The following is a 12,881-nucleotide window of genomic DNA, read 5'->3' as shown; positions in this document are numbered from 1 at the left end:
TTAGATTTCTCTGTAACAATTCTCCTGTATTGTCTACTAACTAAGCATAGATTACAACCGTTTTAATGTCATAAAAAGTTAAAATAACTTTGTGGCAAACCCATCTAGTTATGCATACAAGAATTGTTTTCAATTTTCTGGCTGTTTTCATATACTGTCTGTTTTCTGCACAGACGTATGAAATTCAGTACATCAGCTCTTATAACGGAAAAACATTAGCTGATCAGCCCTCTACACTGGTTTGGGTCAATGAGAAAGAAAATTTCATCCTCAACAGCGTTATCAAAGAACAAAAAAGCAGCTACCCCTATGAAATCACTAAGGTAGAAAAACCATCCAACACTATTGTTTCTTATGCTTTTTTAAAACCCGGTTCAATTATTTCCACATCAGATGCCGAGTCTGTGGGAAAACAGGATTTTGAACTCACCAATGAAACTAAAAAAATCTTAGGATACAACTGTAAAAAAGCGGTTACAAAAGTCAATTCAAACACCATTGAAGTCTGGTATACCAATGATCTTAAGCTGAAAGGTGGTCCTTCTGTTCTGGGACAGAATTTGGGACTTGTTCTGGAAGTGGAAAGAAATAAAAATTCCCTACTTACGGCCGGTTCAATCAAAAAAATCAAAAATACCGGCATTGAAAATATTCTAACAGGAAACGTACAAACAGCAGATCAGTTAGGATACAAGGACCTTCTTTGGAAAAGCAGATTCACCACCCTGAATGTTTTTGAAAATGAAACGATCAATTTCTCTGATGCCTCAAAATCAGATGGCCAGATAAAAAGATATGCCAACGGAACTATCATTCTTAAAAAGATAAAATTCCCTGCCATGACAGAAGGTGAAAATATTTTTGTAGAACTGAAGCAGCAGTCGAACGGAGATGCCTATGACAGAACCGGGACTGTATTTTTCATTCCGCAGGATAAGGAAAAATCTTTTTTCGATGGATTGGAAAAAGGGGCAAAAACGCTTCCTGTTTACGAAAATGGAAACGGGAAACAATATTACGGAGTAACAACTACTGACAACTACAGTCCTGCTACGGAAATGATGAGATTCTTTACTGCCTTCGGAATCCAGAAATTCAATCATATCCAGCTTAAAGGAAAAAACTGGCAGACCATCAGCCCTTACCGGCAGGATATTACAGAATTAAAACCTTCTTTATCAGGAAAAGAACTTTGGGTAGGTACATTTATCGGCAATTATGATAAGGGCGGCCACAAAGTAAGTCTTGAAATTACCATTCACAGAAGCGATCAGACGGTTTATAAAAACAATGTCGCCATTCCTTTATTCAACACTTTGAATATCATGGAAATGGCCGGACAGGACTATTCCACCATGTTCAATCAGGATAAAGGGCTTTGGGTAGATTTTACCCTGAAAAAAGACATAAAAAACGCTCAGCTGAGATATACGGCTACAGGACATGGCGGCTGGGAAAACGGGGATGAATTTGTTCCTAAAACCAATTCTATTTCCCTGGATGGGAAACCTGTATTTTCTTTTATCCCATGGAGAACCGATTGTGGCTCTTACCGCCTGTATAATCCTGCTTCGGGAAATTTTCAGGACGGACTTTCATCATCTGACCTCAGCCGATCGAACTGGTGCCCGGGAACAGTGACTAACCCCAACTTTATTCCTCTCGGAGACCTGAAAGCAGGAAAACATACGATTCAGATCAAAATCCCGCAAGGCCCTTCAGAAGGGACAAGTTTCAGTTCATGGAATGTCGCAGGGGTGCTACTGGGAGTACAATAAAAACAAAACCTTCTTGCATGAGAATTGCAAGAAGGTAAAAACACAAATGATGAAAAAAAATTATTTCGAGCCACAAAGTAAGGGGTAAAATTTGTATAATAAATTATCATACATTAATAAATATGTCATTTTTATTTCGTATAGAGATAGAGCTCACTTATCCTGAACGAAAAAAATTAATCAAAAACATATTAATCAGCTTAAATAGTTAATATTTTTCTTTAAAATAAATTATTTAATTAAAAATTTTAACTATTAGACATTTTTCATTGTTATTTTTAAACAGCACATTTACTTTTGTTTCATAATAATAAAAATATGTGTGGAATTGTATGTCTATTTGACGCTAAACAAAAAACCGAAATATTAAGACCTCAGGTTCTAGAAATGTCAAAAAAAATCCGTCATAGAGGACCGGATTGGAGCGGAGTTTTCCAGGATGAAAAAGTAGTATTCTCCCACGAAAGACTTGCTATTGTTGATCCTACATCAGGAAAACAACCTCTATTTACTAAGGATGGAAAAGTAGTATTAGCCGTCAATGGTGAAATCTATAACCATAGAGAATTAAAAGAAGAATTTCCGGACTATGAGTTTCAGACGCAGTCCGACTGTGAGGTAATCTTGGCACTTTACAGAAAATACGGAAAAGATTTCGTTGAAAAACTGAACGGGATTTTCGCATTTGCATTATACGATACTGAAAATGAGATTTATCTGATCGCCCGTGATCATATGGGGATCTGCCCTCTTTATCAGGGATGGGACAAAAACGGGAACTATTATGTTGCTTCCGAATTAAAAGCCCTGGAAGGAGTATGTAAAACAATAGAACCGTTTTTACCGGGACATTTGGTGTACAGCCAGGATGGCAGCGCATTGCAGCAATGGTATACAAGAGAATGGGAAAGTTTTGATCATGTAAAAGACAATGAAACCGATATTGCAAAGGTAAGAAAAGGACTTGAAGATGCTGTTCACAGACAATTGATGAGTGATGTTCCTTATGGTGTACTTCTTTCCGGAGGTCTTGATTCTTCAGTGATTTCAGCTATTACAGCAAAATTTGCGAGACAAAGAATAGAAAGCGGCGATACCCAGGAAGCATGGTATCCGAGGCTTCACAGTTTTGCTGTAGGGCTTGTAGGATCACCTGATCTGGCGGCTGCAAAAAAAGCGGCAGAACATATCGGCTCTGTTCATCATGAAGTTAACTTTACCGTACAGGAAGGTCTTGATGCTGTGCGTGATGTCATTTATCATTTAGAAACTTATGATGTAACAACAATCAGAGCTTCCACACCAATGTATCTTCTGGCAAGAGTTATCAAATCCATGGGAATCAAAATGGTTCTTTCCGGAGAAGGCTCTGATGAACTGTTCGGTGGGTACTTATATTTCCATAAAGCTCCTAACGCTAAGGAATTTCACGATGAAACAGTAAGAAAACTTGGAAAGCTTCACCTTTATGACTGCTTAAGAGCCAACAAAGCATTAATGAGCTGGGGAATAGAAGGCAGAGTTCCTTTTCTGGATAAAGAATTCATGGATATCGCAATGACCCTTAACCCAAAAGACAAAATGATCGATACCGCCGAAGGAAAGATTGAAAAGTGGGTATTAAGAAAAGCTTTTGAGGATATTCTCCCGGCATCTATTGCCTGGAGACAGAAAGAACAGTTTTCTGATGGCGTAGGATATTCCTGGATTGACAACTTAAAAGAAGTTGCGGAAAAAGAAGTTTCCGATGATATGATGGCTAACACAAGATTCAGATTTCCACTGAACACTCCTCAAAACAAAGAAGAATACAGATACAGAACTATTTTTGAAGAACACTTCCCAAGTGAAACTTCAGCAGCCACTGTTCCTTCTGTTCCTTCTGTAGCCTGCTCCACTCCCATCGCGCTGGAATGGGATGAGGCTTTCAAAAAAATGAATGACCCAAGTGGAAGAGCGGTGAAGGTACATGAGACCTCATATTAGAATGGAATCAATGGTGAATCATCAATCCGCTTCGCTTGTCAATTTCTACAGGGAAGCAATTCACAACTGGGCAATTGACGATTAAGGTTCAAAGTTTCAGGTTTAAAGCTAAGGTCTTTATTCTTTGTTCTTTACTCCAGATCTGCTTTTTATAGAGTATAAAAAAAATTTGCTTTCTGCTTCTACTATCCAACTTCCGGCACCATAATTTATCAATCCTGTAGCAATACAGGATTTTCTTTTGAATTAACGGCAATAATATCAACAGATTTTCACCGACAATCAAAAATAATATCTAATAAATAATTATATTTGGAAAACGAAAATATCAATTATAAAAAAATGAGAAGAAACCTTACTGTTTTGTTTGCCTTATTATCTATAAGTTTTGCTTTTGGACAGGGAAAATTTGGCAAATACCTGAATTCAAAAAAGCTTGCTTTAGCTTACAAAAGTGTGAAAGATGCAGATAAAGATGACTACTATCAACAATTTTACTGGCTGGTAAAAGCAGAGCAGCTTAAAACGTATCCTCACCTTAAAGATGTAAAACCTGCGGTATTATATGAGTTCGTAAAGAAAGTAAATCCTCAGAACCCAACCAAAAAACTGGATGACAGAGGTAAAGAATTGAGAGCTACTGCAGAATTATCATTAAATCAGTATTTTAAAAATAAAAAATTCGAAAACAATTCTGTTTTAATGTACAATCTTGAAACGTATGTAGACCCTTCTAAAGGCCAATATTATACAAAGGTTGATCCTGAAAAAATCAAGGAACTGGTTCCGAAAGAATTGTTTGCCTTTAATTCCTACAACAGGAATATGGGCGAAGAGAAGACCTATTATCTTTGGATTGATAAGAAAAAAGATGATTTCAATATTGTAGACATCATTCCAAACGAAAAAGAAGATAAGGCTTTCTATACAAGATTAAGACAATATCTTCCGAACTACAAATTCACCAAATATGTTCCTTCTGTAAAAAAAGGAAATAAATCTGACAAAACGGATATAGACTATTATTATATCATGCCGTTTGAACAGAATACCGATAATATCGAATATAAAACAAAGGACTTCAAAACTTATATGCTAAGCCAGTACAGAAAAGCCGGCGAGGAATGGAAAGGAGTAGAAAAACCTAGAAAATAAATCAAAAAGTCCTGTGATATTTCGCAGGACTTTTTTAATTTTATACAGATTTCTTTATCTAAAGATTGAAACTGCTTAAAGCAAGCATTTTCTTGAAATAAAATAAGTCTGGAAGTTTGTAAACATTCCAGCCTGTATACAATGACAGAAACATCCCATCCACAACAGACTTCAATAAAGAAAATTCTTCCCCTGATTCTGGCTACCGCTATTTTCATGCAAATGCTGGATTCAACCATCCTGAACACTTCCCTGCCCTCCATTGCAAAGGATCTTCATGAGTCGCCGCTGAATATGCAGAACGCCATCATAAGTTATGTTCTGACACTGGCTGTTTTCATGCCTGCCAGCGGATTTTTAGCAGATAGGTTCGGAACAAAAAAGGTATTTATTTTCTCATTGGTACTCTTCAGTCTGGGCTCGTTATTCTGTTCATTATCTCAGAATCTTACGCAGCTTGTTATTTCAAGGGTGATCCAGGGAGTTGGAGGAAGTTTAATGACTCCGGTGGGTAAACTAGCCCTGATTAAAACCTTCGATAAAAACGAATTGCTTAAGGCCATGAATTTTGCCATTATTCCAGCACTTATTGGCCCCGTACTCGGTCCATTGGTGGGTGGATATATGGTGGATTATCTTTCCTGGCACTGGATCTTCCTGATCAATATTCCAATTGGAGTGTTGGGAATATTTTTAGGTTTAAAATTTATGCCTAATTATAAATCTGACAATGTAGACTTTGATTTAAAGGGCTTTTTAATTTTTGCCGCCGCTTCTCTCCTGCTTTCCGTTTCACTGGAACTTTTCGGGGATATCCAAAATATTACGCCGGTGCTTCTTGTATTTATTATGGGCTTTTTATTTCTTTATTATTATTACAAACATGCAAGAAGAGAGGGAAATCCAATTTTTCCTTTGAATTTGTTTCAGGTACGAACGTTCCGTGTAGGAATTGTAGGAAACCTGGCCACACGATTAGGAATCAGCTCTGTTCCGCTTCTTCTTCCACTGATGATTCAGATTGCTTATAAACAGTCTGCAGTGACTTCCGGATGGATTATTGCTCCAATGGCTTTAACAGCTATATTCGGGAAATCATCCGTTATCAAAATTTTAGATAAATACGGCTACCGGCAGACTTTAATGGTGAACACATTTATTATCGGAACCCTGATCTGCCTGCTTGCTATTCCCAATATCCATACTTCCCTCTATTGGTTTATTCCTATTATCGCGGTGCTGGGATTCTTCAATTCGATCCAGTTTACCTCAATGAATACCATTTCCATTGCAGACCTCCGGAATTTCCAGACGAGCAGCGGCAACTCGTTGATATCTGTCAATCAGCAACTCGCTATCGGTTTCGGAATTGCTTTCGGATTAATTGTTTTAAAATTATTTGAAAATACAGATCTGATCAAAGGTGAGATTCACAATGCGTTCCGTTATACCTTTCTCACCGTAGGAATACTAACCATTTTGTCAGGTTTTGTCTTCAGAAGGCTTCATATTTCAGACGGGAAGAATATGAGATCGAAGGAAGATTAATTGTAATGGAAAATATCAACAGTTGACTTGCGAATTTGCCTATTTACACTCCCTGTCTTTTAGCGATTTTACTTTTTCGCCTTTGCCGATATAATTTTCTCTTCCTTACCCTACGAACTTAACACAGATCAATGTATTTTCCTCTTCGCTGTGATATTTTTGTGTATATAAAAAATCAATATGATGGCGACTAAAAAAGTAGAAATCGTAGTAGCTCCAAAACCTGCGCATTTTGTAGGCGATGGATTCAGGGTTCATAATTTTATCCCGGGCGTACACGGATTGGATATGAAAAGAATGGACCCGTTCATTATGCTGGATTACAATTCAAAGTTTCATTTCAATGGTTCAGACAGACCAAGAGGAGTAGGAGTTCATCCGCACAGAGGTTTTGAAACGGTAACAATAGCTTATAATGGCAAAGTGGAACATCACGACAGTGCCGGCGGAGGCGGTATTATCGGAGAGGGTGACGTACAGTGGATGACGGCTGCAAAAGGGGTTCTTCATAAAGAATATCATGAAACGGAATGGTCAAAAAAAGGAGGAATCTTTCAAATGGTTCAGCTATGGATCAATCTTCCGGCTAAAGATAAGATGAGCAATCCCAAATACCAGGCTATTGAAAACAGCACCATGGAAAGAGTGGATTTAGGTGAAAATGGATCTGTGGAAGTTATTGCCGGCGAGTATGACGGCCATAAAGGGCCAGCCGATACGTTCACTCCGGTGCATATGATGAATGCAAAGCTTAAAGCCAATGGAAAGGCAGAGTTTAATTTTCCGGCTCATTTTAATACCGCAGCTTTGGTGATTGAAGGACATATCATTATTAACGGGGAAGAAAAAGTAAAGGCAGACCATCTCGCCCTATTTAAAAATGAAGGCGAAACTTTCACGGTTGAAGCCGGTGAAGATTCAATTATTCTGATCATCAGCGGAGAACCTATTAATGAGCCGATCTATCCCCACGGGCCTTTTGTCATGAATTCCAGAGAGGAAATCATGCAGGCATTTGAAGATTTTAATACCGGGAAATTTGGTTACCTGGAGGATTAACAGAATTAAACTTATTTTAATCTTCGATTATTCCTTTTTTATTAACTTTATATAATGATGTGGGATTAAATATACAAAGGCAGATTTATCAACTGATGTTTTTTGATCTGCAATTAAATTCATTATACACCTGCGTCTTATTGTCATTCCGTAGGGATCCGGATCAGATTCTCATATTAAATTATTGAGATTTCTACGAAATGATCATCATGCAATTACATTAAAGTTGATTCTTTAGTTGATAACCCATCATCTTTTAATACAAAAATTATGAAACCAGAATTTGAAAATATACCTCTTGTAAAAACCGATAAAAGATTTGAAATACAAGTTAACGGACATTATGCATTCATTGACTATCGGGAGACTACCCACCAGATTGTCCTGATCCATACCGAAGCCGGGCCGGAACTGGCCGGAACAGGGGCAGCTGCAGCAATTGTGGAAAAAACACTGAACTATATTGAGGAAAGCGGTAAAAAACTTTTACCATTCTGTCCTTATGTTTTCGCTTTTATCAAGAAACATCCGGAATGGAAACGTATCGTGGATGAAAAATTTGAAGGATATCAGCAACTTTAAATCCGCTACGAAAGCATCTCAATTTATCTAAACAACTAAAAAAACAACTATTTATCATGTCAAATATTGGACTTATCATTGAAGAAAAAGCAGCAGATATAGGAAACTTTCTGGTAGGAAGGCTCCTTCCCTTCCGTGAGAAAAGAGCTGTGGGGCCTTTTGTTTTCATCGATCACATGGGGCCTTCTGAACTGAAAGATTATCAAAACCTTGATGTTCCGCCTCATCCTCATATCGGATTATCAACATTAACCTACCTTCTTGAAGGATCTATCTTCCACCGAGACAGCATAGGAAGTGCTGTTGAAATAAAACCGGGAGCTGTCAACTGGATGACTGCCGGGAAAGGAGTGGTACATTCTGAAAGGACTCCTGAATATTTGAGACACAGTGATAAAAGACTTCACGGATTCCAGATCTGGGTAGGTCTTCCGAAACACCTGGAACAGTCTGAGCCTACTTTTCATCATATTGAAGCGGATGATATTCCGGTTTGGGAAGAAGATGGAATTCAGTATAAATTAATTGCCGGTGAAGCATTTGGAAGAACATCGCCGGTTCCCGTACACAGCCAACTGTTTTTTCTTGAGATCAAAACGAAAGATGCAAAGAAAATAAGCATAGGAAAAGACCTGTATGGTGAAGCAGCCATGTATGTTCTGGATGGTACTGTAACCACTGATGGAAATTCCTACGGCTCCAAACAGCTGATGATCGCAAAAGACACAAAGCTTTGCGAGTTTGAGATGAGTGAAAATGGAACTGTTTATCTTTTCGGGGGTGAGCCCTTTGATGAGGAACGCTTTATATTCTGGAATTTTGTGAATTCAGACAAAGAGCTGATTGATCAGGCTAAAGTAAACTGGAGTGATCAGAATCATGATGCTTTTCCTTTGGTTCCAGGGGATGATCAGGAATACGTACCTCTTCCGAAAGCTATTTTAAACAGAAAATAATCTTGTCCCCATCCTACAGCCATGAAAATATTAGCATTTGCAGGAAGTACTTCTTCCACCTCCATCAATAGAGAGCTGGTAAAGTTTGTTTTAAAGGATTTTCAGAATGAAGACATCAATTTAATTGACCTCAATGATTTCACAATGCCTGTTTTTTCAGTAGATCTGGAGAAGAAAGGTTTTCCTGATGAAGCCCACCAATTTTTAAAAATGATTGAGGAATGCGATATCATTATCTGTTCTCTTGCGGAACATAACAGATCTTACAGTGCTGCATTTAAAAATATTTTCGATTGGGCTTCAAGGATCAATGTTAAAGTATTTCAGAATAAGCCTATGCTTCTGATGAGTACTTCTCCCGGCGGCTATGGCGGAGGAAATGTTATGAATACGGCCAAAACATTTTTCCCGCAATTTGCGGCAGACATCAGGGATACTTTTTCACTGCCTAAATTCTATGAAAATTTTGATCTTGAAAACGGTATTGTCAATCCTGATATGCTGAACGATCTGAAAGGTAAGATAGAAAACTTTAAAAATCAAGTCAAAACCAATGACTAAAGGCAGACTAGAGGCTTTCAGCGATGGTGTTCTGGCCATTATTATTACCATTATGGTACTTGAACTGAAAGTACCGGAAGGCAGCAGCTGGGCCAGTCTGAAACCGCTGCTTCCAAGATTTTTAGCTTATATTTTCAGTTTTATCTATGTGGGCATTTACTGGAACAACCATCATCATTTGTTTCAGACCGTAAAAAAAGTAAACGGCAGCATTTTGTGGGCCAATCTGCATCTCTTGTTTTGGCTCTCCCTGATGCCGATTGCAACAGAATGGATAGGGACCACTCATTTTGCAAAAAATCCGGTGGCGACTTATGGTATTGGACTCATCATGTCGGCTATTGCCTATACTATACTCGAAAACGTGATCATCCGGTATGAGGGAGAAAGTTCAAAGCTGAAAGAAGCTATACATTCAAAATATAAAGAATACATCTCTATTATATTTTACGTCCTTGGAATCGCTACTTCGTTTTTTTATCCTTATATTGCCATAGGTTTTTATTATATCGTGGCTCTCATATGGCTGATTCCGGACAAAAGAATCGAAAAATCATTAAAAGAAAATTAATATGGAAACACACGAATATCCCAACGGCGACATTACTGTCATCTGGCAGCCTCAAAAGTGTATCCACTCGGCTGTATGTGTAAAAATGCTTCCCCAGGTTTACAATCCCAAGGAGAGACCCTGGATCAAAGCACAGAATGCAACCCCTGAAGAACTTAAAAAACAGATAGATCAATGCCCGTCAGGCGCATTAAGTTATAAATTCAATACAGACAAATAATGGCGGTAACGGTAAAAGCAAGTTTAGGAAAAACAAAATATTATACAGAAGTAACAGCGGGTGAAAATACGATCATTACTGATGAGCCGATAGATAAAGGCGGACAAAACAAAGGGTTTAATCCTTTAGAAATCCTGGCCACTTCCCTGGCAAGCTGCACTGCGGCTACTTTGAGAATGTATATTGAAAGAAAGGAATGGGAGGTAGAAAACATCAATGTAGAAGTAGAACTTGAAAATTTTCCATTGACCAAAAGAGCCGTTTTCAAAAGAGATATCAGTTTTGAAGGCGTATTGGATGATGAGCAGATGAAAAGGCTGCATACCATTGCTGACGCCTGCCCGGTTCACAAAATATTAACTAACGACATAGAAATACTAACTAAATTCTCGTAATATGATCGAAGTAAAACAAAACAACGACGAAAAACACGGAAGTTTTGAAGCTTTCATAGATGGAAAGCGCGCAGGAATGATGACCTATACCTGGGCAGGAGAAGAAAGATTTATTATTGACCACACTGAGGTGGAAGAAGCCTATAACGGAAAAGGTGTAGGTAAAGAAATGCTTTTGGCAGCTGTAGATTTTGCAAGGAAGAATGGCAAAAAGATCATTCCCCTCTGCCCTTTCGCTAAGGCAAGCTTCCAAAAGAGCGCGGAACTGCAGGATGTTCTAGTGAATTAATACCTGTTTTCCACCCTTATCATACAAACCTTTCAGATCAAGACTCTGAAAGGTTTTTCTTTTTCTTCCGGTTTTGTTACTTGTTTTTTAGGATGGTCAGGAACCTTTGTCATACGATGTCATTGGATTTTTGAATCATGGAGGTTTCAGCAGAACAGAAAAAAACTATATTTGCTAAAATTTAAAATTGAAGCATGAATTCAGGAACTATCCTTTTGCTATTTGTTTTTATCTATTTTATCGGGCTTTTGGTGATCTCTTATTTTACAAGCCGGAATTCTGATAACCAGTCATTCTTTATTGGTAACAAAAAAAGTAAATGGTGGCTTGTCGCATTCGGGATGATAGGAACCAGCTTAAGTGGTGTTACCTTTATTTCAGTTCCGGGAACCGTTGGAAAAATGACGGGTACGGAATATATCTATGGAGGGTTTGAATATTACATGATGGTCATTGGTTTCTTCATTGGATATTTCATTGTTGCAGCTATATTACTTCCGTTGTATTACAAGATGAACCTGACTTCCATTTACACCTATCTCGGAAAGAGATTTAATGTAGAAGCTCATAAAATCGGGTCTATATTTTTTATCATTTCCAGGGCTATTGGTGCTACGGCAAGATTATACCTGGTAGTCAATGTTTTACAGATATTCTTACTTGAAGGATTGGGGGTTCCGTTTTGGGTGACGTCTCTTGTACTTTTAGTAATGGTCCTCCTATATACTTTTGAAGGAGGGGTAAAAACCATTGTGATCACAGATACCCTGCAAACCTCTTTTATGATCATCAGCTTAGTAGCCTGCATCGTGTATATTTTATCCAATTTAAATTTATCTTTTGGTGAGGCATACACTATTTTAGAACAGAAAAACTATACCCATTTCATCAATTTTGATCCTAATTCCAAAACATTTTTCCTTAAAACCATATTAGGAGGAATTTTTATTACAATTGCCATGACAGGCCTGGATCAGGAAATGATGCAGAAAAATATTTCGGTTGACAATCTCAAGAATTCAAAGAAAAACATGCTGACTTTCGCAGGAACGCTTCTTCTTGTCAATCTTGCCTTCTTATTTTTAGGAGGCTTACTATATCTTTTTGCTTTACAGCATGGAGCAGAATACGGAGCAATCAAATCAGAAACCGTTAGCCATATTTTCGGGTTTAAGGACGCATCAGGAAATATCAAGAATATTATGGGTGATGACCTCTTCCCTGCATTATCACTTCAGGGATACTTTCCGATGGCGATTTCTATTATTTTCATTATCGGGTTGATTTCGGCATTATTCCCTTCAGCGGATGGTGCTTTAACTGCTGTAACGAGCTCATACTGTGTAGATTTATTAAACCTTAATGAAGACAAGACCAAAACTGAAAAAGAGAAGAAACGTCTCCGTATGAAAGTCCATTTGACGTTCACTGTCGTTTTCTTCATCCTGATTATGGTTTTCAAAGCCATGAATGATAAATCTATTGTTTATCTTATCATGGAAATTGCCGGTTATACATACGGACCGCTTTTAGGCCTTTTTGCTTTCGGAATTTTTACCAAATTCCAGATTTCAAAAAAATATGCCATTCTTGCGGTGACCATTATCGCTCCAATTCTCACCTATTTAATCAACCTATCGGTGACCACTTATACTGATTACCGAATTGGTGTGGAATTGATTGTTCTCAACGGACTGCTTACCTTTATCGGTCTGTGGCTGGTCAAGAACAAACAGTATTTAAGGGTCGTTTAATTAAAAAATTAAGTTTCAGCTCAATAA

At 37.9% G+C, this 12,881-nt stretch carries 13 protein-coding genes; all 13 read left to right on the top strand.

The annotated features are described in order from the left end of the window. The first annotated feature begins 110 nt into the window (after positions 1–110). The 13 genes from MUW56_RS15360 to MUW56_RS15300 all read left to right on the top strand — a co-directional run bounded on the left by MUW56_RS15360 (position 111) and on the right by MUW56_RS15300 (position 12,854). Positions 111–1,778 carry a GLPGLI family protein gene (locus MUW56_RS15360; protein WP_292014000.1) on the top strand — a complete coding sequence of 556 codons (1,668 nt, stop codon included), beginning with the start codon at positions 111–113 and terminating at the stop codon, positions 1,776–1,778. A 318-nt stretch (positions 1,779–2,096) separates the two neighbouring features. Further along, positions 2,097–3,764, top strand: coding sequence for an asparagine synthase B (asnB, locus tag MUW56_RS15355; protein ID WP_292013999.1), 1,668 nt, complete (start codon positions 2,097–2,099; stop codon positions 3,762–3,764). 312 nt (positions 3,765–4,076) lie between these two features. Then, the gene (locus tag MUW56_RS15350) at positions 4,077–4,919 is read left to right on the top strand and encodes a hypothetical protein (protein WP_292013998.1); all 843 of its coding nucleotides are present in this window, start codon (positions 4,077–4,079) and stop codon (positions 4,917–4,919) included. A 141-nt stretch (positions 4,920–5,060) separates the two neighbouring features. Continuing rightward, positions 5,061–6,467 (top strand): MFS transporter, encoded by a 1,407-nt coding sequence (locus tag MUW56_RS15345; RefSeq protein WP_292013997.1) that lies wholly within the window; start codon positions 5,061–5,063, stop codon positions 6,465–6,467. A gap of 183 nt (positions 6,468–6,650) precedes the next feature. Then, complete coding sequence (locus MUW56_RS15340; protein ID WP_292015421.1) at positions 6,651–7,526, top strand: pirin family protein; 876 nt, start codon at positions 6,651–6,653, stop codon at positions 7,524–7,526. Between the two features lie 270 nt (positions 7,527–7,796). Beyond that, on the top strand, positions 7,797–8,108 hold the full coding sequence (locus MUW56_RS15335; protein ID WP_292013996.1) for a GNAT family N-acetyltransferase: 312 nt from the start codon (positions 7,797–7,799) through the stop codon (positions 8,106–8,108). A 56-nt stretch (positions 8,109–8,164) separates the two neighbouring features. Then, positions 8,165–9,064, top strand: coding sequence for a pirin family protein (locus MUW56_RS15330; protein WP_292013995.1), 900 nt, complete (start codon positions 8,165–8,167; stop codon positions 9,062–9,064). Positions 9,065–9,085: 21 nt separating this feature from the next. After that, complete coding sequence (locus MUW56_RS15325; RefSeq protein WP_292013994.1) at positions 9,086–9,625, top strand: NADPH-dependent FMN reductase; 540 nt, start codon at positions 9,086–9,088, stop codon at positions 9,623–9,625. Then, positions 9,618–10,196, top strand: coding sequence for a TMEM175 family protein (locus tag MUW56_RS15320; RefSeq protein ID WP_292013993.1), 579 nt, complete (start codon positions 9,618–9,620; stop codon positions 10,194–10,196). Before MUW56_RS15325 ends, MUW56_RS15320 begins: the two co-directional genes overlap by 8 nt. Position 10,197: 1 nt before the next feature. After that, a complete protein-coding gene (locus tag MUW56_RS15315; protein ID WP_292013992.1) occupies positions 10,198–10,416 on the top strand; it encodes a (4Fe-4S)-binding protein in 219 nt (72 codons plus the stop codon). Beyond that, a complete protein-coding gene (locus tag MUW56_RS15310; RefSeq protein WP_292013991.1) occupies positions 10,416–10,811 on the top strand; it encodes an OsmC family protein in 396 nt (131 codons plus the stop codon). Before MUW56_RS15315 ends, MUW56_RS15310 begins: the two co-directional genes overlap by 1 nt. Before the next feature lies 1 nt (position 10,812). Continuing rightward, a complete protein-coding gene (locus tag MUW56_RS15305; protein ID WP_292013990.1) occupies positions 10,813–11,100 on the top strand; it encodes a GNAT family N-acetyltransferase in 288 nt (95 codons plus the stop codon). A 194-nt stretch (positions 11,101–11,294) separates the two neighbouring features. Further along, complete coding sequence (locus MUW56_RS15300) at positions 11,295–12,854, top strand: sodium:solute symporter (protein WP_292013989.1); 1,560 nt, start codon at positions 11,295–11,297, stop codon at positions 12,852–12,854. The last annotated feature ends 27 nt before the right edge of the window (positions 12,855–12,881 follow it).

Source organism: Chryseobacterium sp., assembly GCF_022869225.1.
Taxonomy (GTDB): domain Bacteria; phylum Bacteroidota; class Bacteroidia; order Flavobacteriales; family Weeksellaceae; genus Chryseobacterium.
The sequence above is the reverse complement of the archived record's forward strand: the minus strand, read 5'-3'. Positions and strand labels throughout refer to the sequence as shown.